This is a genomic window from Streptomyces sp. NPDC057271, from assembly GCF_042668715.1.
Lineage (GTDB): Bacteria > Actinomycetota > Actinomycetes > Streptomycetales > Streptomycetaceae > Streptomyces.
Map to the genome: position 1 here is coordinate 15,633 of NZ_JBHUYJ010000024.1, position 21,597 is coordinate 37,229.

Here is a 21,597-nt window from a genome sequence, read left to right on the forward strand (position 1 = left end):
TCAGGCTCCTTTCAGGCCGCTACGAGGTACGAGAAGACCGATTCGAGGGACTCGTCCGAGGGCGAGACCGTCAGCAGCCGGATCCCCTGCGCCCGGGCGACCCGGGGCAGCAGCTCCGTGAAGCGACCGAAGTCCACCGCCTGGATGCGCAGGGCCCCTTCGGCGAGGTCGACCTCGATGCCGGACGTGGACGGGTCGGCGATCAGCGCGGCCGCGAGCGCCCGGTCGTCGCTGGACCGTACGAGATAGCGGTGCGGCCGGTCCGTCATCAGCCGGCGGATCTTGCGGAAGTCGCCGGAGGCCGCGTGCCGCCCGGCCACGATCACCTCGATGTGCGAGGCGAGCTGCTCGACCTCCTCCAGGATGTGCGAGGAGAAGAGCACCGTGCGCCCCGCGGAGCCCATGCGGCGCAGCAGGTCCATCAGCTGCATCCGCTGACGCGGGTCCATGCCGTTGAAGGGCTCGTCCAGCAGGAGCACGGACGGGTCGTGGACGAGGGCGGAGGCCATCTTCACGCGCTGGCGCATGCCCTTGCTGTAGGTCGCGATCTTGCGGTCCTGCGCGTACTCCATCTCGACCGTGGCGAGCGCGTGCTGGGCCTCCTTGTCGCCCAGGCCCTGCAACTCGGCGTTGGCGACGACGAACTCACGCCCGGTGAGGAAGTCGTACATCGCCTCCCGCTCGGGCACGACGCCGATCTGCCGGTAGACGGACTCGTTGCGCCAGATCGCCGCGCCGTCGAGGGTGACCGTGCCCGTGGAGGGGGCGAGGAAGCCGCCCATCATGTTGATGAGGGTGGACTTCCCGGCGCCGTTGGGGCCGAGGAGGCCGGTGACGCCCGGGCCGATGGTCATCGTGACGTCGTTCACGGCCACGACGTTGCCGAACCACCGCGAGGTGTGGTCGATGTTGAGCGTTGTCACAGCCCGACCTTTCGGTAGCGGCGCATCAGGACTCCGTACGAGCCGGCGATCAGCGCGAGGACGACCAGCAGATAGATCACACCGACCGCGGTCCCGGGCGCTGCGGCCTCCCCGCCGGGGGCGGCGGTCGGAGCGCCGAGGAAGGCGTCCTGCACTCCGCCGATGAGGGTGATCGGCGAGAACAGGCCGATCCACTTGACGGCGCCGACGTTGTCCGTGCCGTAGGCGATGCCCTGGAGGGTGGAGACCGCGCCGTAGGAGATCACCAGGACGGCGATGACGGCGGCGACTCCGAAGCCGCGGCGCGGGGTGAGCGCGGCCATGACGAGGCCGATGCCGCCGAAGAGCAGCGAAAGGAGCGTCACGGAGACGAGGCCCTGGCCCAGCATCTGTGTCTGCTCGGCGAAGTCCATCTTGGCGAGCAGCGAGCCGATCCAGAGGATCAGCAGCGGGGAGACGGTGAGGATGAACATCGCGGAGGCCATCGCGCCGTACTTGGCGAGCACGTAGTCCACGCGCTCGATGGGGCGGGCGAAGTAGAGCGGCATGGTGCGGAACCGCAGGTCACGGGAGACCGACTGGGGTGCCTGCGCGGCCAGGAAGATGGCGATCACCATCTGGAGGAAGATCGCGTACTGGGTGTACTCGATCGGCAGCTTCGACGACTTGGTGACGACCGCGACGGCGACGATGATCAGCGCGGGCACGCACATCACCGCGAACAGCAGCATCGGCAGCACCTTGGACTTGGCGCTGCGGCCCAGTCCGTACGCTCCGCGCAGCGACTGGGAGAAGAGCGCGCGGCGCGCGTAGGCGCGGCCGAGGCGCGGCCCGTCGTAGTCGCGGTAGCCGATGTTGTGGATCTGTGTGGTGTCGGGGGCCTGGGAGCTCATCGCGCCGGCACCTCCTCCTGCTGCTGGGCGTCGGGGCGGAAGACCTCGGCGATGTGGTGCCGCCGCTGCTCCATCCGTACGAGACCGAGGCCGAGGTCGGCGACGGTGTCACGGACGAGGTCGTACGTCTCCTCGCCCACGGCCTCCACCAGGAGGATGTGGCTGGCGCCGGGCAGCCCGTCCTCAAGACCCTCGTGGAGCGTGACGCCCGCGGCGGCGAGCGCGGCGCGCAGCGCCTGGGCGCCGTCGGGATGGGTGTCGGAGTCGGTGACCTCGACCGCGAGGGTCGTGGTGATCTGGGTGAAATCGCTGGTGGAGCTGGAACGCAGCAGCCGGCCGCCGTCGATGACCACGACGTGGTCGCAGGTGCGCTCCAGCTCGCCGAGGAGGTGGGAGGTGACGAGCACCGAGATGCCGAAGTCGGTCCAGATCCGGCGGATCAGGCCGAGCATCTCGTCGCGGCCGACCGGATCGAGGCCGTTGGTCGGCTCGTCGAGGAGGACCAGCTGCGGGTCGTGGACCAGCGCCTGGGCCAGCTTCACCCGCTGCTTCATACCGGTCGAGTAGCCGCCGATGGGGCGGTACCGCTCCTCGTACAGACCGACGTGGCGCAGGGTGTCGGCCGTCCGCTCGCGGGCGGCGGTGGCGGGCAGGCCCGACATCCGCGCCATGTGGACGACGAACTCGGTCGCCGAGACGTCCGGCGGGAGGCAGTCGTGCTCGGGCATGTATCCCACCCGCTCACGGATCTGCGCGCCGGAGGTCGCGACGTCCAGGCCGAGCACGTGGGCACTGCCCTCCGTGGCGGGGGACAGGCCCAGGAGGATTTTGATCATCGTGGACTTGCCGGCTCCGTTGGCACCCACCAGTCCGGTCACACCGGGCCCGATGTCCAGGGAGAGCCGGTCGAGAGCGGTCACCCGGGGGAACCGCTTGCTGAGGCTTTCGGTGGCGATCACAGTCACGGTTCGAAGGTAGTGGCGTGCGCCACAGGAGTCGTCAGCCCAACGGCTCGATCGTTGTACGACTCCAGTCGTACAGACCCGTAGGGGAGTCGAGACCAAAGTCTTTCCGCCGGCGACCCCACCGGGTTTTCCACAGGCGTCCTGCACACCTCTTGACGTAGCCGCCGGGCATTGTCACATTCATCAGTGTCAAGTTACGACCACGTAGCGCACACACGGATGTTCACGGGACGGACGGGTGGCATGGCCTCAGCAGTGACAAGCGAACCGACCGCGGAGCTGCGCGGGTTCCGGGAAGTGCAGCGCCTCTCGTACGAGTGCGCGGAAGCCGTCGCCGGGCAGCTCAGGCCGGGCGTGACCGAGCGCGAGGCCGCGAAGATGCAGCGCGACTGGCTGTACGAGCGGGGTGTCCGGGACTGGTTCCACCGGCCCTTCGCCTGGTTCGGCGACCGCACGGCCTTCGTCGACTTCAAGATCCCGCTGCAGTTCTTCCCCACGAACCGGCGCCTCGAAGCGGGGATGCCGTTCATCCTCGACATGGCCCCCGTGTACAAGGGCTACACCTCGGACATCGGCTACTCCGGCTGTCTGGGCCTCAACCCGGTCCACGACAAGCTCCTGACCGACCTCCGGGCCCACCGTGAACTGATCCTGGCCGAGGTGCGCGAGCGCCGCTCGCTGCGGGAGATCTACGAGGACGTGGACCGGCTCATGGTCCGCCAGGGGTACGCCAACCGACACCGCGCGTATCCCTTCGGCGTCATCGCCCACAAGATCGACCGGGTCCGGGAGCGCCGCTGGTCCCCCACCCTCTTCGGCTTCGGCACCCAGTCGCTGAAGGGCCTCGCGAGCGACGCGATCCACGGCCATCGCGACGGCTGGTCGCCGCTCTGGTCGCCGTACACGTTCTCCGACCACCCGCCCCGGCCGGGGTTGTGGGCGGTCGAGCCGCACCTCGGGTTCCGGGGTACGGGAGCGAAGTTCGAGGAGATCCTCGTCGTCACCGACTCCAGGGACCCCGAACAGAGCGCTTTCTGGCTGGACAACGACCTGCCGCACGTGCGGCGCTGGAACGAAGAGGGGGCGGCGGCATGACGGCGGCACTGGACGGGGCGCGGGAGCGCTGGGTCCGTACGGGCGGGATCGAGCTGTGCGTCGCCGAGCTGGGCGACTCCACCCGGCCGACGATCCTGCTCGTGCACGGCTACCCCGACTCCAAGGAGGTCTGGTCGGAGGTCGCGCACCGGCTCGCCGAGCGGTTCCACGTCGTGCTGTACGACGTCCGGGGCCACGGGCGGTCCACGGCGCCCGCTCCGCTGCGCGGCGGTTTCACGCTGGAGAAGCTGACGGACGACTTCCTGGCCGTCGCGGACGCGGTGAGCCCGGACCGGCCCGTGCACCTGGTCGGACACGACTGGGGCTCGGTGCAGTCCTGGGAGTTCGTGACCGTCCCGCGCACCGAAGGCCGCATCGCCTCCTTCACCTCCATGTCCGGCCCGTCCCTCGACCACTTCGGACACTGGATCAAGCAGCGCATGACCCGGCCCACCCCGCGCGGGATCGGCCAGCTCCTCGGCCAGGGCGCCAAGTCCTGGTACGTGTACATGCTGCACACCCCCGTCCTGCCCGAGCTCGCCTGGCGCGGACCGCTCGGCAAGCGGTGGCCCAGGCTTCTGGAGCGCGTCGAGAAGGTCCCGAGCGGCGACTATCCGACGCCGTCGCTGCCCGACGACGCCGCCCACGGGGCCTGGCTCTACCGTGACAACGTCCGCTCCCGGCTGAGTCGGCCGCGCGCCGACGCGTACGCACACGCGCCCGTGCAGCTGATCACGCCCACCGGCGACGCGTTCCTGTCCGAGCGGCTCCACGACGACCTCGCGGCCTGGGTCCCGGACCTGACCCGGCGCTCCCTGCCGGCCAAGCACTGGGTCCCGCGTACCAGGCCCGACCAACTGGCCTCCTGGATCACCGAGTTCGTCCGGGCGAACGAGGACCCGGCCACCAAGGCACCGAGCACGGCCGCGAAGAGCACGGCCGATCCCGTGTACGCCGAGAGGTTCGGCGGTCGGCTGGTGCTGGTCACGGGTGCGGCCAGCGGCATCGGCCGCGCCACCGCCTTCGCCTTCGCCGAGGCCGGTGCGCGGGTCGTCGCCGTCGACCGGGACGGCGAGGGGGCGGCGCGTACGGCGGAGATGGCCCGGCTCATCGGCGCCCCCGAGGCCTGGGGCGAGACCGTGGACGTCAGTGACGAACAGGCCATGGAGAAGCTCGCCGCGAAGGTCGCGAGCGAGTACGGAATCGTCGACGTCCTCGTCAACAACGCGGGGATAGGCCTCTCGGGCTCGTTCTTCGCCACGACCAGCGAGGACTGGAAGAAGGTCCTCGACGTCAACCTGTGGGGCGTCATCCACGGCTGCCGGATCTTCGGCGGGCAGATGGCCGAGCGCGGCCAGGGCGGTCACATCGTCAACACCGCCTCCGCCGCGGCCTTCCAGCCCTCCCGTGCCCTGCCCGCGTACAGCACGTCGAAGGCGGCCGTGCTCATGCTGAGCGAGTGCCTGCGCGCCGAGCTGGCGGACCAGGGCATCGGGGTCTCGGCGATCTGCCCCGGGATCGTGAACACGAACATCACCGCGACGGCCCGGTTCGCAGGGGCCGGCGAGGAGGAGGAGAAGCGCCGCCAGAAGAAGGCCTCCCGGCTCTACGGCCTGCGCAACTACCCGCCGGAGAAGGTCGCGGACGCGATCCTGCGCGCCGTCGTCCGTGATCAGGCCGTCGTCCCCGTGACCCCCGAGGCGCGCGGCGCCCACCTCATGTCCCGCTTCGCCCCGAAGGCGCTGCGCGCGATAGCCCGCCTGGAGCCGCCGACGTGAGGACCCGACCCGTGCGGGCGCCGGCCGCGGGGACGGCGGCAGTGACGGCGGCAGGCCCGGTGGCGGTGACGGTGAGGCCCGGCAACGGTGACGGCGACAGCCCCGGTGGCGTCGGCGGCAACGGGCCCGGTGGCGGGGACGGTACGAGCGGCGACGGCCGGACGGACGGGGTCGGGGCGGCCGTGGCCGTGCCCCGTCCCGGCCGACGGTCGTACCATCCCTCGCGGGAGAGCTCCCCGCGCAGGACCGCGATCGGGTAGCAGGATCGAGCGTGGGAGTGGGTTTGTCCGAGCAGACAGCACAGGGGGTCCCCTCGGCACAGGCCTCCCCGGCGGAGTACCGGATCGAGGATCTGGCCCACCACAGCGGTGCCACGGTCCGCACGATCCGGGCCTACCAGGACCGCGGCCTGCTGCCCCGGCCCGAGCGCCGGGGCAGGTCCAACGTGTACGGCGACACGCATCTGGCCCGGCTGCGGCAGATCGCGGACCTGCTCGACCGTGGCTACACCCTGGCCTCGATCAAGGAGCTCCTGGAGGCGTGGGACGCGGGGCGCGGCCTCGGCGGCGTCCTGGGTCTGGTCGCCGAGGTCGACGGCCCGTGGACGGACGAAGAGGCCGACCGGATCTCCCGTGCGGATCTGGACGCCACCTTCGGCGGCAAGCCCGACGAGGAGGCGATCCGCGAGGCGATCGCCCTCGGTGTCCTGGAGCGGATCCCGGACCGGGAGGACGAGTTCCTGGTCCCGAGCCCCCAGGAACTGGCGGTCGCGGCCGAGTTGTACGAGGCGGGCGTCCCGCTTCCGGCGATCTCCGGGCATCTGCGGGAACTTCGCGTCCAGGTCGAGCACATCGCCTCGCGTTTCCTGGAGTTCACGACCGAGCACGTCTTCGCGCGCTATCTGGAGCACCGGCCGCCGACGGACGCCGACGCGGTCGAGGCGGCGGCGATGGTACGGAAGCTGAGACCGCTCGCCCAGCAGACGGTGGACGCGGAACTCGCGCGGGCCATGCGTCTGTTCGCCACGCGGCACCTCCAGCACCATCTGTCCCCGGAGCCCCCACCGGTACGCGGTGACGAGCCTCGCCCGGTGGCCCTCCCCGCCAGCACGATTCGGGCCGTACAGCGCCTGGTTGGCGCCGAGAACGTGGCCGCGTTCATCACCGCGGCCGCCGAACGCGAGGTGCAGACACGAACATTGGACACTCTTGCCTCACATCGCCCTGAAGATAGTGAAGTAGCCCAAATGCACTGATAGCACAGGCTCGTTGTCCACAGAATCGCCAATTCACCTGTGGATAACCGCAGTTCGCTGTGGATCAAACATCGCCGGCGAATTCATTGGTCGACCGATCCACGCTCCGGCATCCTGGCGTCATGAACAGACCGATGGACGAGAGACGCACCGTGAGGGTGTCGAAGTACCTCTCGAAACACCTGCGACACCAGCCCCAGCGGATCGGACTGGCCCTCGACGCGCACGGCTGGACCGAGATCGACGACCTTCTGCGCGCGACGGCGGCCAACGGATTCCCGATCACACGGGCCGAACTGGACCATGTCGTCGCCGCCAACGACAAGAAGCGCTTCGCCATCGAGGGAACGCGCATCCGCGCCAGCCAGGGCCACACCGTCGAGGTCGACCTCGACCTGCCGCCCGCGGAGCCGCCCGCGTACCTCTACCACGGTACGGTCGCCGCCCGGCTGGACGCCATCCGGGCCGAGGGTCTGCGCCCCATGGCCCGCCACCACGTGCACCTCTCCCCCGACCGGGAGACCGCGACCCGCGTCGGCGCCCGCCGCGGCCGCCCGGTCGTCCTCGGCGTCGACGCCGGAGCGATGCACCGGGCCGGCCATGTCTTCCACGTCAGCGCCAACGGCGTCTGGCTGACCGACGCGGTCCCCCCGGAGTTCCTCCGCCTTCCCGGCTGAGCATCCGGATCGGGCCGCGCTGGGGCATGATCGTTCCCATGGCGCACCCCCATCTGCCCACCACCGAGTCGGCCGTCACCGCGATCCGCGAGATCGCCCGTGAGTACAACCTGGAGATGACCGTCACCGACGACATCGGTGCCGACCAGACCTCCCGGCGCACCTCCGCAGGTGTCTTCACCGTCCTCGACCCGGACGGCTCGCTTCCGCACGAGGCCTTCGTCGAGCTCGGCGGCTCCCCGCCGGTCACCGTCCGCCTCTTCCCCGAGGACGACGCGAAGATCACCGTCGACGGCGTGGACTTCGAGGACGTCCCCCGCGACCACGTCCCCGCCTTCGTACGCTCCGTCCACGGCGGGCTCGCCTATGTGAAGGGCAGGTTCTTCCCGCCCGGCTGGCGTCTGATCGTGCCGCTGCCCGGCGACGAGACGTACAAGGAACTCATCCTGGACGACAGCCTCACCCCCTGGCTGAGCGGTCGGGTCCGCTGACGCGGGACGGCCGCCGCGCCCTGCGCGGTTCCCACCGGCCGCCGTGGGCTCGGGTGCATGGCTCGCGCCCGAGCGCCGTGATCCTTCCGGTCCACCGGCGACACGACCCCGTCCACCGTCGGCACGACGGCGACCGCGAGCGCCGGCAGCGCGCCGAAGAGCGGGGCTTCCACGCCGCGTACACGCACGACCACCTGTCCTGGCGGGCCTTCCGGGACGGACCGTGGTTCGGCCGAGACGGCTTCGGCCGCCTCACCTCAGGGGACCACGGTCACCTCGACTCCGCTGAGGAAGTCCGCTCGGTACGGCGCGAGGTCCACGTCCTCCCCCGATGCCAGGATGTGCAGTCGGAGCCCCTGGGTGCGGTTCGGCACACCATCCAGTGTGCCGAACCCGGCATCGTGGGCGAGGAGCAGCGACGGGTCGGTCAGCGCACGCAGCGACACGAAGCGGTCGGCCTCGTCGCCTCCCAGAGCAGGGTCGACAGCCTCCGAAGGCAGCGGAGTGAACCCGAGCCGCTTCTTGAACTCGTACAGGCCGGGAGAGGTGATATGCCCGTACAGAGAGGTGTCGTTACCCAGGGACATGCGGTCGCAGCTCAGGTCCCGGCCGGCCTGGAACGCCGCCATGTACAGGGCGCGTGTCAGGGAGCCGCGCTGGTCGACATCCGCGGTGGCCACATAGCGCAGCTGGAGCAAGGAGCCGTCCGCGCGCACCCGGCAGACGCACCCGCCCACCATGCGGCTTCCCTCATACGCGAAGACACCGATGTGGGAACCGGACTGCTCCAGGAGCGACTGCTGCTCGCCGCGGGCCAGGTTCACGCCGTTACGCATGTCGGCGACCTGCTTCTCGTACACGCCCAGGAACTCCTCCAGCGGGCCCTCCTCCAGCTCCGACCGCACCTCCACGCGCAGTCCGGCCGAGGCGGCGAGCTCCAGACCTCGTCGCACCTTGCGCCTCTCGTTGGAGCTGAGTGCCCCGAGGAACTCGGCCTCGGAGGCTCGTAGCGGTGCGACCCAGTTGACCCAGCCGGGCTTCACGATGAACCCGGCGGCCGTGAGGCGTGCCTGGTCGCTTGGCTGGGGATCGACAACCCTCAGCAGGTCGACGTCCGGCCCGCGCCAGGGGCCGGACGAGGCGAGTGCCTCCTCGGCGGTGAGTTCGGCGACTGTGAGCCCGTAGCGGTCGACGATGTCCATCAGCGCTGCCTCCCTTGCTCGTGGGACGAACCGGCGGTGTCCGCGGGGCGCACGGCAGCATGGAGCTGCGCAAGCAGGTGCTCCGCCCGTGCGGTGAGGACTCGGGCGCGCTCGGCGTCCGGGGCCACGCTGTGGAAGACCAGCGCGAGCATGATCGCGGTGTCCAGCCGGTACAGCAGGGCCGCCGGAGTGTCCAGGCTCGGGGTCGTCAGCGTCTCCGCGTAGCCGGCCAGGACGGCCGCCGCGTCGATTCCGTTGTCGGGCAGCAGGGCGTACTCGGCAACCCTCGCGAGCTCCATGAGCGGTGGCCCGATCAGAGCGTTGGACCAATCGACGACTGCCGCAAGCCGGCCCTGTCGGCCCAGCAGGTTCTGTCGGCGGACGTCGAGGTGCAGGAGGCGATGCGGGGCCCGGGCGGCCTCCAGGGCGGCTTCGATCCGGTGGGGGGCGGGCAGGGACGGCAGGGCCGGGGCCTTGAGCAGCAGGTTGGCGTGCCGGTCGGACAACCGCTGGACGAAGAAGGTCGTGAAGTCGCCCGGCGCCTGGTAAGCGAGACGTACCGACGGGGGCGCCGTGCCGTGCAGCGCGGCGAGGAAGCGGCCCACGTCGCGCCCGTCGAGCGGCACGTCGTCGTGCTCGACATGGGCGGCGAGGGAGACGATGAGGCCGTCCGGCTGTTCGATCCATTGCAGCGGTGTCGCCACCGGCAGACCGAGCGGACCGAGGTACGCGGCGATCTCGTGCTCCTGCCGGACCAGGGCGGCGCTGTCGACGTTCCCGTAGGGCGAGAGGTACACCCTGTGACGGGGGATGCGTAGCACCGCCTCGCCGAGAGCGGGGTGCCCGACGCGGCAGACCACGAAGTCCACCCCCTCGCCTGCGGGCCCATGGAGTGTCAGCCCGTGCCCGGTGGCGACGGAGCGGGCCACAGCCTCTGTGTCCACGGCCGTCTCGAGAGGTGTTCCACCGGTCATCGGGCGTCCTCCATGGTGGTGATCGGCAGGCTCGACACAAGGTTCACGAGGGTCTCGAGCGAGCTGACCCTGGGGCCCGAGTGGTCGGGGAAGCGTCCGTAGCGGTCGATGAGCAGCGGGTACATGCCGGCATCCCGCGCCCCGTCGATGTCGACGACGAGTGAGTCGCCGATGAACACGCACTCCGCAGGCGACCGTTCGAGCCGCTGGCAGGTCAGGGCGAAGATCTCCGGGCGGGGCTTCTCGAAGCCGACCTCGCTGCTGATGACGACCTCGTCGAACCGCTCGGTGAGCTGGTGTGCCGCGAGGATGTCCCGCAGCCATCCGTCGAAGTTGGAGACCAGGGCGAGCTGGTGACCGGCGGCCCGCAGTGCGTCGAGGCAGGGCAGGACGTCGGGGTACAGGCGGTAGTGCGCAGGGTCCAGGGCATAGCGAGCGGCGCGCTGCGCGGCGGCGTGGGAGTCGGCGCCTCCCGCGCGCCGGAGCGCGTCGTGGAAGAACGCGGTCCACATGGCCAGCCGGGCGTCGGCGTCCGGCTCGTCGTCGGGCCAGTGACCCTCGGCTCCGATGGCCCACAGCGCCTCCCGCACGTCCTGCGCAGAGGGCGCTCCCTCGGCTCCGAGCCAGGAGGTGGAGAGAAGTTCGGGGAAGGCGGGAGTCAGTTCGAGGAGGGTGTCGGCGGCGTCGAACAGTACGGCGGGCAGGGGGCGGGTCATCGCAGACCTCCATCGGCGATCAACAGGCTGGACAGGCCCCCTCGGTCCGCTGGGAATCCTTCCCGCAGCCCTTCCGGGGTGCCGTGGAGGAAGAAGGTCTCCTCCTCGCTGGAGAAGTAGTCGCTCATCAGCACGGCGGACTTCTCCTTTCCGCAGAGCCGGACGGCTTCGAGTGCGAGTTCGACGTCGCCCTTGTGCATTTCGACCAGGACGCACGTGATGCCCGCGGCCAGGTAGCTGGTGAGCTCCCCGAGGAATTGCTCGGGTGGCAGGCTGTGGCGGCCATGAAGGCCGGAGAGGTACGCGAAGGACCGGGCGAAGGGGTCGTCACGGAAGTGCCGGGCGGTCTGCGCGGCAGCGAGGAGGCCGATCGGGATGCCGGGGGTGACGTGGACCTCACGGTCGGTCAGCGGCAGTCCGTCGAGGACGTCGTACGTGTCCGGGTTGCCTTCGACGAGCAGGCCCACGTGCTGGTGACCGCCGGCGTGGAGCTCACGAAGCGCCTCGTCCACCTGGTCGATGTTCTGGTCGAAGTCGCCGTAGCGGTAGGGCAGCACGTGCGGGACGAACCGCTCGTGCCCGGGGATCCGGGTGAAGGTGTGGCGGTGCGTCCAGTCGGTCATGACGACGTGCCAGCCGGCGGCGAGTGGGCCCAGGGCGTCCTCACCCGCGTCGAGCGTCCACGGCCCCACCCCCACGGCCTGCACGGACTGGGACTTCGATCCGCCCCCGACACCTTGCCCGCCGGGGGTACCCAAGGGCGGTGCGATGGTCCCGAGCCGGTCCAACCGCCGCGTGATCGAGGCGGCCCTGCGGCTGCGGAACAGGGCGGGAACGACGAAGGCGATGGGCTCCGCGCTGTCCTCGGCGGCCGGGAGGTATTCCGATTCGGTGGCAGCCGCGGTGAACTCGGCCAGGCCACAGGCATCCTCGACGAATGCCACGGGCCGGCCCCAGCCGAGTGCTCCGAGGGCCGCGGTCATGTCCTCTTTGAAGCCCTGCGGCCTGATGGCGATGAAGCCGCTGGAGACGGGGGACAGCGGGTGTGTCTCGCCGGCGACGTTCACGGACTGCAGGTGGCGCACGTCGGCTGCGGCGCGGAAGACACCCATGCCGACGAGAGACGTGCTGGCACTGGACGCGATCATCGTTGGTCTCTCTCTTGGGAAGGCAGGCGCAGCCGACCCGGCTGCGGCGGCAGGGTCTGCCGGGCGCCCGGGGCGGGCCTGCTGTGATGGCCTGGTACGACGCGCGAGGCCGCGAGGGTCAGGAGGCGGCGAACATGTTCTCGGCGGTGGCGATTTCCCGTTCCTCGAGCTCCGACCGGATGGCACCGGCCGCGGTGAGGACGTCGTGCAGGAGCGGGTCGGCTGCGCGGAAGTAGGTCACGAGCCGGGTCAGCCGACAGCCCCGGGTGGTCTTGGCGCGATACGTCGACTCCCCGTAGTGGATGCGGAAGCCGCCGCCGCGCGCCGCATGGGCGATGAGTTCGTAGTAGGCGAGGTTGAAGTAGCTGCCCCGGTCCTCGGTGCTGAAGGCGCCGAGCCTCGGGACGATACGTCGGTGCGGGAGGTCCTCGTAGAAGGCGACGAAACCCAGCGGGCCGTCTTCTCCGTCGGCGCGCAGGACACGCAGTCCTGGCACGGCGGCGGCGCGCTCGAACCGGTCACGCACGGCATCGGCGTCGGCCTCGTGCCCGTAGCGTCGGTACCGGTCGAGCTGGAGTTCCACCAGGTCCGGGGTCAGCCCCTGCGCGCCGAGCAGCGTGATGTCGGGCTGCCCGGCCAGGAACCGAGCCCGCTCTTTGCGGAGCACCTTGCGCCGGTGGGAGCGAAAGCCGTCGAAGTAGGCATCGAGCCCCGTGGCGGGGACGTCGAGGACCGCGTCGGCGCCGGTTGTCACCGGCACGTACCCTCGCTCCCGCAGTATCCGATGCAACGGGGCCCAGGCCGGTTCGTCGCGTACGTTGCCGAACTCCACCACCGGCAGTGCACGTTCGTCCGCGAGGTTCTCGGCCTCGGACACCAGTGCGGTCAGGGCCCGGGCTCCACCCGCACCGCTGGTGACACCAGGCTGTGTCGACCCCGGGGAGACCACGGCAAGGGTGTCCGTGCCTTCGATGGGCGCGCGCCGCGCGAGGTCCGCCATCGTCCCCCGCAGGCGCTCCGTCTCCTGCGGATCGGGTAGCCGGTGCAGAAGGTCCCGCAGTGGGGAGCCGAAGAACACGGACCAGGTGGCGTAGGTGGTATGCGGGCAGTCATGCGGGATCACATAGCAGGTCGCGAATTCCGCCGAGAGCCTGTTGCTGACCCGAGCATGGGGATGCGCACCTTCGGCATGGCCGAGAATGTATTGCTCGCGAGTGATCCGCCCCTCTTCCGCACTCAACCACGGAATGGTCCGCTCAATTTCCGGAGCTGCTGCTCCCGGCGGTATATTGCGGGCCCATTCGGCCACACTGGAATACCTTTTCACTGACATCAGAGATCTTTCTGGGGCTGCTGCCCTGCCGCGCTCCGAAATGGTTCGGAGCCGGCTTGGGGGCCGAATTCGCGGAGGGTACGGTCCGCGACCAGCGCGCTGACGGAGGCGACCGTCCAGACCGCGGCGATCCACAGCACCGGTTCGGGGCCGACGACGCCCGCGATGAGCGGGGCGAGCACGTAACCGAGCGGCAGGAAGGCGAACGAGCCGATTGAGGAGATCGCCCCCACGCGGGACAGGCGGTCGGCCGGAACGTTCTGCTGGATGGCGGTGTTGACGAGCACGCCGTACGCGGCGATGCCGGCACCCGCGAGGAACTGTGCGACACACAAGGCCGGTACTCCCGCACCTGCGGCGAGCAGCAAGGGGGGCAGCCCCATGGCCAGCAGCCCGAGTGCGGCGGTCAGGATCGGGCGACGCAGGCGTAGGCGGCCACACGCGAGGCTGCCGAGCAGTTCGCCCGCCGCGAAGGAGACCATCAACAGGGCCCACCCATGCGGGGTGAGGTGCTGCACGATGCCCGGGCCGAGCACCATGAAGGGCGCGGCGACCAGGAGCAGGATGAGGCTGTCGACCACCGTCATCCGCAGCAGCCAGGGCAGCCCGCGCAGCGCCTGCCATCCCTCAGGTAGCCCTGCCGCCGCGTCGTTGGCCGGCCCGGTGGGCGCTCCGTGCGGCAGGCCCACCAGGAGCACGGCGCTGACCAGGAAGGACACCCCGTCCGCGGCGAGCGCGAGGGCGGGCGGTCCGAGCGCGGCGGAGATCGCTGCCACGGTCGGACCGAGCAGCGAGGCCATTCCGGTCCAGGCGCCGAGGAGCGCGTTGGCGGCTCCGAGGTTCTTCGAATCGACGCAATGCGGCAGGTACCCGAACATCGCGGGATAGCCGACCGCCATCGACATGCCGAAGACGATCTGGCAGGCGAGTCCCCACCAAAGGGACATGCCACCCATGAAGGTGACAGCCGTGCCGAGCTGGGCAAGACCGCACACGATCGAGGAAGCGACCATCAGCGGCCGCTTGGGGAGTCGGTCGGCCGCCACTCCGCCCAGGGCCAGCAGCAGGACCTTGGGCAGGATTGCCGCAGCCATCATGGCACCGAGCCAGACGGCGGAGGCGTCTCGTGCCACGAGGCTGAGAGCCAGCGCGGTCGGCACCACCGCGTCACCGATGAGGGAAATGGCCCGACTGAGAAAGAACCGCCTGAAGGCGGGCGCCCCAAGAAGACGCGAGAACTCTGGAGTGCCCTTCTCGGCAGTCTTTACGGACACGTTGTCGAGCTTTCGGCCCGCTTTCCCGGACATCGGTGGCAAAGAACCGCCGTCCGGGAACGTTCGGGCCGCACCACCACAGTCGATCTACGTATTCCGAGCACCGTTACCGCATCCCCCGCGCAGGTTCCACCTGCAAATAGAATCGCCAAACGATCATGACGTTAAGCGTCCACCCGTTGAGACGTCAAGAGGGTTATCCATGATGGCCGGAAGCACCCTTTCGGGCACTCCGGATGAATTCAGGGCAGTCAGGGTGGGGTGTCCGTGTACTCACTCGACAGCCGGGCTTGCCCCTTCACTCCGGCGGTGCTGCCCTCCCATCCGATGAGTTCCCCAAGTCATGCTCGGAGAAGAGGACTTGGGTGATTGCGCCCCGATGCCGGTTCAGCCAAGCTCGGCGATGGCCTCGGTGGCGATCTGTTCGAAGACGGCTTGGTCGGCGGCGAACACCGAACCGGGAATCGGCCAGTGGATCACGATCTCCGTGAAGCCGAGGTCGCGGTGGCGGCCGGCGAAGTCGACGAAGGCGTCCAGGGACTCCAGCGGCCTGTTCCGGTCGGGGGTGAAGCCGTGGAGCAGGATCTTGTCGAGGCCGGCCACGTCCCGGCCGGCCTCGGCGCACGCCTTGCCGAGCCTCGCGACCTGCCCGCGCAGCGCCTCCACCGACTGCTCCGGCGTCCCCTCCTCGTACAGCTTCGGGTCGCCGGTCGTCACCCACGCCTGCCCGTGGCGGGCGGCCAGCCTCAGCCCCCGCGGCCCGGTCGCCGCCACCGCGAACGGCAGCCGAGGGCGCTGGACGCAGCCGGGGAGGTTCCGGGCCTCCTCAGCCGTGTAGAAGTCGCCCTTCTGCGAGACCACGCCCTCGGTGAGCAGCCGGTCGAGCAGCGGGACGAACTCGCCGAACCGGTCCGCCCGCTCCTTCGGCGTCCACGCCTCCTGCCCGAGCGCGGTGGCGTCGAAGCCGTTGCCGCCCGCGCCGATGCCGAGGGTGACCCGCCCGCCGGAGACGTCGTCCAGCGTGATCAGCTCCTTGGCGAGTGTCACTGGATGCCTGAAATTGGGCGAGGTCACGAGAGTACCCAATCGCATACTCTGTGTGACCGTAGCTGCGGCTGTGAGCGTGGGGACGGCACCGAACCACGGCCCGTCCCGGAACGACCGCCACGACAGGTGGTCGTACGTGTACGCGGCATGGAAGCCGAGGTCTTCGGCCCGCCGCCAGATCTTCTGCCCTTCGGCCCATCGGTGGATGGGGAGGATCACCGTGCTCAGACGCATGACCTCGACGATACTCGGGCCTCCCGCTGTCACGGATATGCCGACGGAGCAGATTCGGGAAGCCACGCTGACGTCGCGATGCGGGCCGCTACCGTGGCGTCATGGGCACGCTGGACAGGGCCGAGCTTGAGGCCATGATCGACGAGGCGACGGTGGACGCCTACGGCGAGGACGAGCAGCGGACCGGTCTGTTCACCATGCCTGAGGAGTACCTCGATCTGCCCTTCACCACCACGGTTCTCGGCGTCGAGGTGACGGTGCACGGTGTCGACCTCACGCTCGACGGCATGATCGTCGCCCTGTGCTCTCGCGGTCGCGTCCGGCAGTCGATCGGGATCCTGGATCTGCCGTTGCCCAGCCCGGCGCCCGAGGGGGCGAACGGGGTCTCCCCTGCTCGCGCGGAGCCGAGAGCTCGGGGAAGGATCGAGGCGTACCGCCACTGGGCCGGTTGAGGGCCGGACACCTCTCACTTCACGCGGAACCGGCTCGTACGAAAGGGCTGAACGTGGCTGAGGCCGCACAGGGCGCACATCAGGGTGTCCATGAACCGTCATTGGCTGATCTCATCGAGCGCAGCGCCGAATTGAAGGGGCGGCTGGTCACCTTCGCGCAGAGTGCCCGCTTCGACCGGTGGTTGACACCCCTCCTGCTGGAGGCTGCTGGGCCTGAACGGCAGTTGGACGAGGGTGAGGCGATCCGGATCACCGACCACTTCATCCTGCGGTACCGGTTGCCGGACGGTTCGACCGTGATGGACCGCTTCGTCACCGGCCGGAAGGACTTGACCGCGGCCGACCGGGAGATGCTGCTCGGCTGGCGTGACCCGGTCGAGGGCGTCTTCGAGATCCGGCGCAAGGACGGCGATGCCGTCATCCTGCTGAACCTTGTCGACGACCTGGAGTACCGCACGTACTCGAACGTCGGGCGGGCGGCGTTCCGCGGCGTGTCCAAGGGTGGATTTCTCCATACCTGCCTGGTGCCCGTCCACTCGGCCGGCGGGGCGTGGTTGGTGTCCGGGGCGATGACGAGCTACCCCAGGTCCAGCGCCGCCGAGATCGCCCAGGCAGCTCTGCAACTGGCTACGCACCACCCTGAACTGGTTTTCCGCAACCCGGAGAAGATCGAGCAGGGGTGGAAGCAGATGCGGGAGGACCGGGCCGCGTTCGTCGAGTTCTGCGGCTGCGACGAACTGGTTCTTCCTCCTTCCGAGGCCGAGGACCTCCTCAACGCCTACTACCGCCACCGCCAGGAGGCAGCCGTGGCCGCGCAGCCCAGCCGTGCCCCGCGCAGGCGGCTCCCCGGCCTGGACCTGCCCTTCTTCGAGCTGCCGTCAGAACTGGCGGACTCGGACACCGTGGGCGTCCTCTACGACCAGGTCGACGGGCTCAACTTCTACGCCGACTACGGGATGCTGCGGGACCTCTTCGCGGACCCCGCCCTCGCAGGGCGCAGTCGGCACCAGGGCCTGCTGCGCACGTACCTGCGCGAGGAGTCGATCACGCCACTGCCGATCCGCCGGCTGGCCACCGCTCACCCGGAGACAGCGGACGCCGTGTTCCGGAAGCTGCTGAGGAAGCCCGGATTCGTCTGGAGCGAACACGGCGACGCGCTGCTGCGCCGGCGCAAGCCCTGGTACTACGAGAGCGACCCGCGCCCTGGAGTGTCCGTGATCGGCGACCGTCTGAGTGAGCTGCTCGGTGCCGGCCAGCGCTGAGCTCGTAGGCGGAGAAGCCTGACAGATAGCGCGCATACCGCAGTATGCTGGCTCCATGGCTGACACGACCCGCATCACGGTCACTCTGCCCACCGAGCAGGTGGCGGAGCTGAAGAGGCTCACGGACAACGTCTCCGGCTATGTCGCGGAGGCCGTCGCCCGCCAGATCAGGCACCAGTTGCTCGGCGAGGAGCTGCGCCGTTACGAGGAGGAGCACGGCGCGTTCACCGACGAGGAACTGGCTGCGGCCCAGGCCAGGATCTTCGGCGCGGGCGGGCACGAGGAGTCGGCGAGCGCCGCGTGAACCCTCAGCGCATCGAGTCCGTCGTACTGGACTCCCAAGGACTGTCCGCCTGGATCTCACAGGACCGGGCCGTGCTCGCGATGATCCGATCCTTCCACTCGATGGCTGCCGATCTCGTGGTCTGCGCCAACACCATCGTGGAAGTCGTGCACGCCCGGGTGAACACCGCCCGACTGAACTGGGTGCTCTCCCAGGTCAAGGTGGAAGCGGTGACCGAGCAGGCGGCCAGAGCCGCCGCCGGCCTGCTGAAAGAGGCCGGCTTGCACGGCCACAAGTATGCGATCGATGCCACCGTCGCCGAGCTGTCGCTCCGCCAGCCAGGCCCGGTGGCCATGCTCACGTCGGACGTCGACGACATGGCCAAGCTGTGCGGTAACCGCGTCCGACTCATCGCGATCTGATCCGCTTCGGGCACGACCAAGACGCCCCTGACGTATGTTTCCCCAGGTCAGGCTGCGATGGGTGAACGAGGCTTGACTGACGTGACGAGGGTGCCCAGGCGCAGGCGTTCCGTGGCCGTGGCGGCGGCGGTGAGGGTGGGCAGGGCGCCGAACCAGGGGCCGTCCCGGAAGGTGCGCCAGGAGAGGTGGTCGTAGGTGTACGCGGAGTGGAAGCCGAGATCCTCGGCCCGCTGCCACTTCGCCCGTCCCCCCGCGTGCCAGCGGTCGACGGGAAGGATCACGGTCTCAGGCGCAGACTCATGCCACCGAGCCTACGTCCGACTCAGGGTGTTCCCGTTCGACTCCGGAATGTGACGTCCGCACGCTGCGGCGATTCCGACAGGTCACGGGACTAGTCCCAGCCGGTGGTGTCCTTGGACGTGGTCGGGGCGGGGGTCGGCTCGACGGCGACGGATCCGGTCTGGCCGTTCGTTCCGGTGCTGGCGACGGAGGTGGCCGGGGCGCTCTCGTGGGTGGCCACCGCGGCGATCCCGAAGGTCGGGAGGGCGACGAGCGCGAGTGCGGCGGCGAACTTCGTGGCGAAGCGCACGCTCTTCTCAGACATGACGAACTCCTACTTGAAAGGGAGGACCGGAATGTGTCAGCTGCGGCACCCCGTGTGTCGCTCGGGTCTGTTCCCTGCTGACATCGACAAGTCTTGCGTTCTCGAGAGTCGCTGACCAGGTTCACGGGTTGACCTCATCCGGCCTTCGCCTGTTCCGTCCTCCGTCCCCCTGCTCCTGGAGCATCCGGTCGAGCATGGCCGGAACCAGTGCCGCCGAGTAGCTTGTGACGTAAGCATGTCGGAGTACCGGTTCGCCGCTGAGCGTTCGGAGCGCCACCGTGTACGCGACGGTCTCTGCCATGGACAGGGCCGCCGCACTGACGAAGAACCCGACCGTCAGCTCACCCCCCTCGCCCGGGTGGATGCTGATGTGACCGACCTTGTCCTCGGGGGTCGCGTGGGAGAGGAACGCGGCCTTGAGGGATCCCAGGTCGTCAGGGGTGTCGGGAAGCCGAATACGGACATGAACCAAGCGCATAACCCCAGCCTTCCGAAATCGCAGACGGTACAACAGCCGCCCATAGCGGACTGTTTATGCCAATTCCGATTCCGGCCACCCCCCCGATAAGCATCCAGGGGGCCTGCGCAATTCCCTTGATCACCTGCCGGAGGCATGTGCTTTGATTCGTCCGGATCATCAGCTGGGGGAGGGTGAACATGCTGGAAGCACTGGGGTTGGACGTTGTCTGCGAGAACGTGTACCGCGCCGTGCTCGCGCAACCACAGGCCGAGTTCGACACGCTCCGAGAGAGACTCGGCCTACCCGAGGCCGAACTGCGTCACGCCTTGGACAGATTGAGCGAACTGGCCTTGGTGCGGCCCGCGTTCGATCAGCCGCACCGCTTCCGGGCCGTGGACCCGGAGATCGGCATCCAGGCCGTCATCGCCCGCCAGCAGGAGCGTCTGGCGGCCGAGCAGCAGCGCATCGAGCAGATCCGGCTCGCTGCCGCACGGTTGGCCGCGGATTTCACCGTCGCTCGACCCCACAGGCAGATCGACGGCATCGAACGCCTCGACGGGATCGAGGAGATCAGAGAGCGGATCGCGCTCCTGGTCCACGGCGTCCGCACCGAGGTGATGACGCTCGCGCCCGGGGGGGCACAGAGCGAGGCCAGCATGGAGGCGGCGAAGCCCCAGGACCAGGCGCTCCTGGGACGCGGGGTCCGGATGCGGACCCTCTACCTCGACAGTGTCCGCAACAGCCCGGCGACTGTGGCCTATGCCGGTTGGCTCACCGAACTCAGCGGTGAAGTCCGGACGACCCCGTCCCTGCCGATCCGGCTGATGCTCCTCGACCGCCGGATCGCCATCGTTCCGACCGACGAGGGGGACAGCCGCGCCGGCGCGCTGGTGCTCAGCGGGAGCGGCACCGTCACCGCCCTGTGCGCGCTTTTCGACACCATCTGGGACAGCGCCGTCCCCCTGGGCGGCGCCTCCTCCCGCGATCGGAAGGACGAGCGTGGCCTCTCCCCCCAGGAGGCGGAGGCGCTCCGCCTCCTGAGTATGGGTCTGACCGACGACGCGGTCGCCAAGCGTCTCGGTGTCTCACCCCGCACGGCCCGCCGTATCGCCGCGGACCTGATGGAGAAGCTCGGGGCACGCAGCCGCTTTCAGGCGGGCTCGCGGGCCGTGGCCAAGGGCTGGCTGACCGGCGAGGAGTGAGAACCCGCCCCGACCGGCCGCGCCCGTCCTCAGGGTGTCCCCTTGTTCGTGTCCTTGATCGCGAGCGCGGCCGCGAGGCCCGTGGGGGCCACGACGTCGTTGAGGCGCCAGCCCGGTACCTCGGCGCCCTCCCCCACGTAGTCATGCGCGGTACCCATGGCAAGCCCGGTGCCGAGGCCCTTGAGACAGGCCCCCTTCCGTGCCCGGAAACGGGCGAGGACGGCCGCCCTCCGCTCGGTCGGGGCGAGTTCCAGGAGAGCCTGCTCCCGGGGGTGCAGGGCGGTGGCGAGTTCATCGGCGAGCCCCACCGCCGGGTGGGCCTCCAGGTGCACGCCCACCGCGGTACGGGCCAGGGCGATCAGGCAGTACCCTGCACGCCGGGACAGCGAGAACTGCAGCGAGCTGCCCGTGACGACCGGCCTGCCGTGGCCGGCATCGCACAACGGGCAGTCGGCCTGCGAGAGCTGTACGTCTTCGGGAGCGCGGCCCAGATGGGCCCCGAGGATGCGGCGCAGGGCGATGCGTGAGGCCGTGTAGTGGGCACGGTCCAGGGGCGAGCGGAAGGCCGTGGCCCTGGCCCGCTCCTTCACGTGGAGCAGGGCCATCGGGTCCGGCTCGGCGGCCCCGGCCGCCAGGTTCACCAGCCACAGCCGCGGGCCCGGGGAGGGCTGGACGAGTTCGGCCAGGTGATCGGAGCGGTAGAGCCGCGGCGTGACCAGCGCCGCGGGAGTGGGTGCGGTGGGGGCGCCGTGGGACAGCAGCGTCGTGGACATGGTGCTCCTTCGACGAGGACGGAAGGGGTACGGGTTCGAAGGACGGCGGCCATCTCCCGGCGGGTCGACGGGCCCTGACCGAGACGGACCCGAGCCGCGAGCGCGGCCAGGACGCGCCACGACGATCCCTCACT

At 69.8% G+C, this 21,597-nt stretch carries 23 protein-coding genes and 2 pseudogenes; 11 read left to right on the plus strand and 14 right to left on the minus strand.

The window, feature by feature from the left end; translation table 11 throughout:
• Positions 1-11: 11 nt before the first annotated feature.
• The 3 genes from ACFUJR_RS14145 to ACFUJR_RS14155 are packed head-to-tail and all read right to left on the minus strand — an operon-like array spanning position 12 to position 2,775.
• Positions 12-923 (minus strand): ABC transporter ATP-binding protein, encoded by a 912-nt coding sequence (locus ACFUJR_RS14145; protein WP_383163658.1) that lies wholly within the window; start codon positions 921-923, stop codon positions 12-14.
• Positions 920-1,816: an ABC transporter permease gene (locus ACFUJR_RS14150; RefSeq protein ID WP_383163656.1), complete on the minus strand. Its 897-nt coding sequence runs from the start codon at positions 1,814-1,816 to the stop codon at positions 920-922. The genes ACFUJR_RS14145 and ACFUJR_RS14150 overlap by 4 nt, the downstream gene beginning before the upstream one ends.
• The gene (locus ACFUJR_RS14155; protein ID WP_383163754.1) at positions 1,813-2,775 is read right to left on the minus strand and encodes an ABC transporter ATP-binding protein; all 963 of its coding nucleotides are present in this window, start codon (positions 2,773-2,775) and stop codon (positions 1,813-1,815) included. Before ACFUJR_RS14155 ends, ACFUJR_RS14150 begins: the two co-directional genes overlap by 4 nt.
• 249 nt (positions 2,776-3,024) lie before the next feature.
• Between ACFUJR_RS14155 and ACFUJR_RS14160 the strand changes: the two genes are divergently transcribed.
• From ACFUJR_RS14160 to ACFUJR_RS14185, 6 genes and pseudogenes are all read left to right on the plus strand, one after another.
• Positions 3,025-3,876 (plus strand): M24 family metallopeptidase, encoded by an 852-nt coding sequence (locus ACFUJR_RS14160; protein ID WP_383163654.1) that lies wholly within the window; start codon positions 3,025-3,027, stop codon positions 3,874-3,876.
• Positions 3,873-5,654, plus strand: coding sequence for an SDR family oxidoreductase (locus tag ACFUJR_RS14165; protein ID WP_383163652.1), 1,782 nt, complete (start codon positions 3,873-3,875; stop codon positions 5,652-5,654). The genes ACFUJR_RS14160 and ACFUJR_RS14165 overlap by 4 nt, the downstream gene beginning before the upstream one ends.
• A gap of 283 nt (positions 5,655-5,937) precedes the next feature.
• Positions 5,938-6,909, plus strand: coding sequence for a MerR family transcriptional regulator (locus tag ACFUJR_RS14170; protein ID WP_383163650.1), 972 nt, complete (start codon positions 5,938-5,940; stop codon positions 6,907-6,909).
• 134 nt (positions 6,910-7,043) lie between these two features.
• A complete protein-coding gene (locus tag ACFUJR_RS14175; RefSeq protein ID WP_383163751.1) occupies positions 7,044-7,586 on the plus strand; it encodes an RNA 2'-phosphotransferase in 543 nt (180 codons plus the stop codon).
• 38 nt (positions 7,587-7,624) lie between these two features.
• Complete coding sequence (locus ACFUJR_RS14180) at positions 7,625-8,077, plus strand: hypothetical protein (protein ID WP_383163648.1); 453 nt, start codon at positions 7,625-7,627, stop codon at positions 8,075-8,077.
• Positions 8,053-8,310: pseudogene (locus ACFUJR_RS14185) on the plus strand (LLM class flavin-dependent oxidoreductase); the annotation flags it as partial. The gene ACFUJR_RS14180 and the pseudogene ACFUJR_RS14185, both read left to right, overlap by 25 nt.
• A 24-nt stretch (positions 8,311-8,334) precedes the next feature.
• On the opposite strand, the gene ACFUJR_RS14190 reads toward ACFUJR_RS14185, so the two are convergent.
• From ACFUJR_RS14190 to ACFUJR_RS14220, 7 genes are all read right to left on the minus strand, one after another.
• Positions 8,335-9,279: a GNAT family N-acetyltransferase gene (locus ACFUJR_RS14190; protein ID WP_383163646.1), complete on the minus strand. Its 945-nt coding sequence runs from the start codon at positions 9,277-9,279 to the stop codon at positions 8,335-8,337.
• Entirely contained in the window at positions 9,279-10,253 is a 975-nt protein-coding gene (locus ACFUJR_RS14195) for a phosphotransferase family protein (RefSeq protein WP_383163644.1), read from the minus strand. The genes ACFUJR_RS14190 and ACFUJR_RS14195 overlap by 1 nt, the downstream gene beginning before the upstream one ends.
• Positions 10,250-10,969 (minus strand): HAD family hydrolase, encoded by a 720-nt coding sequence (locus tag ACFUJR_RS14200; protein ID WP_383163642.1) that lies wholly within the window; start codon positions 10,967-10,969, stop codon positions 10,250-10,252. Before ACFUJR_RS14200 ends, ACFUJR_RS14195 begins: the two co-directional genes overlap by 4 nt.
• A complete protein-coding gene (locus ACFUJR_RS14205; protein WP_383163640.1) occupies positions 10,966-12,117 on the minus strand; it encodes a hypothetical protein in 1,152 nt (383 codons plus the stop codon). Before ACFUJR_RS14205 ends, ACFUJR_RS14200 begins: the two co-directional genes overlap by 4 nt.
• Before the next feature lie 118 nt (positions 12,118-12,235).
• Positions 12,236-13,426, minus strand: a complete 1,191-nt coding sequence (locus ACFUJR_RS14210; protein WP_383163638.1) for a hypothetical protein — start codon at positions 13,424-13,426, stop codon at positions 12,236-12,238.
• A 23-nt stretch (positions 13,427-13,449) separates the two neighbouring features.
• Positions 13,450-14,757, minus strand: a complete 1,308-nt coding sequence (locus tag ACFUJR_RS14215) for an MFS transporter (protein WP_383163636.1) — start codon at positions 14,755-14,757, stop codon at positions 13,450-13,452.
• 354 nt (positions 14,758-15,111) lie between these two features.
• Positions 15,112-16,005, minus strand: coding sequence for an LLM class flavin-dependent oxidoreductase (locus ACFUJR_RS14220; RefSeq protein ID WP_383163634.1), 894 nt, complete (start codon positions 16,003-16,005; stop codon positions 15,112-15,114).
• Positions 16,006-16,106: 101 nt separating this feature from the next.
• On the opposite strand from ACFUJR_RS14220, the gene ACFUJR_RS14225 reads away from it, so the two are divergent.
• From ACFUJR_RS14225 to ACFUJR_RS14240, 4 genes are all read left to right on the plus strand, one after another.
• Positions 16,107-16,457, plus strand: a complete 351-nt coding sequence (locus tag ACFUJR_RS14225; RefSeq protein WP_383163632.1) for a hypothetical protein — start codon at positions 16,107-16,109, stop codon at positions 16,455-16,457.
• A 101-nt stretch (positions 16,458-16,558) separates the two neighbouring features.
• Positions 16,559-17,719, plus strand: a complete 1,161-nt coding sequence (locus ACFUJR_RS14230; RefSeq protein ID WP_383163630.1) for a hypothetical protein — start codon at positions 16,559-16,561, stop codon at positions 17,717-17,719.
• Positions 17,720-17,774: 55 nt separating this feature from the next.
• Complete coding sequence (locus tag ACFUJR_RS14235) at positions 17,775-18,023, plus strand: hypothetical protein (RefSeq protein WP_145488736.1); 249 nt, start codon at positions 17,775-17,777, stop codon at positions 18,021-18,023.
• On the plus strand, positions 18,020-18,424 hold the full coding sequence (locus ACFUJR_RS14240; protein ID WP_383163628.1) for a DNA-binding protein: 405 nt from the start codon (positions 18,020-18,022) through the stop codon (positions 18,422-18,424). The genes ACFUJR_RS14235 and ACFUJR_RS14240 overlap by 4 nt, the downstream gene beginning before the upstream one ends.
• A 56-nt stretch (positions 18,425-18,480) precedes the next feature.
• Here the strand turns inward: ACFUJR_RS14240 and ACFUJR_RS14245 are convergent.
• From ACFUJR_RS14245 to ACFUJR_RS14255, 3 genes and pseudogenes are all read right to left on the minus strand, one after another.
• Positions 18,481-18,725 (minus strand): annotated as a pseudogene (locus ACFUJR_RS14245) (LLM class flavin-dependent oxidoreductase); the annotation flags it as partial.
• A 90-nt stretch (positions 18,726-18,815) separates the two neighbouring features.
• Positions 18,816-19,028 carry a hypothetical protein gene (locus ACFUJR_RS14250; protein ID WP_383163626.1) on the minus strand — a complete coding sequence of 71 codons (213 nt, stop codon included), beginning with the start codon at positions 19,026-19,028 and terminating at the stop codon, positions 18,816-18,818.
• A gap of 121 nt (positions 19,029-19,149) precedes the next feature.
• Positions 19,150-19,506, minus strand: a complete 357-nt coding sequence (locus ACFUJR_RS14255; protein ID WP_383163624.1) for a hypothetical protein — start codon at positions 19,504-19,506, stop codon at positions 19,150-19,152.
• Between the two features lie 179 nt (positions 19,507-19,685).
• On the opposite strand from ACFUJR_RS14255, the gene ACFUJR_RS14260 reads away from it, so the two are divergent.
• Entirely contained in the window at positions 19,686-20,690 is a 1,005-nt protein-coding gene (locus ACFUJR_RS14260; RefSeq protein WP_383163622.1) for a helix-turn-helix domain-containing protein, read from the plus strand.
• A gap of 29 nt (positions 20,691-20,719) precedes the next feature.
• Here the strand turns inward: ACFUJR_RS14260 and ACFUJR_RS14265 are convergent, their stop codons facing one another.
• Entirely contained in the window at positions 20,720-21,463 is a 744-nt protein-coding gene (locus tag ACFUJR_RS14265) for a 4'-phosphopantetheinyl transferase family protein (protein ID WP_383163620.1), read from the minus strand.
• Positions 21,464-21,597: the final 134 nt, after the last annotated feature.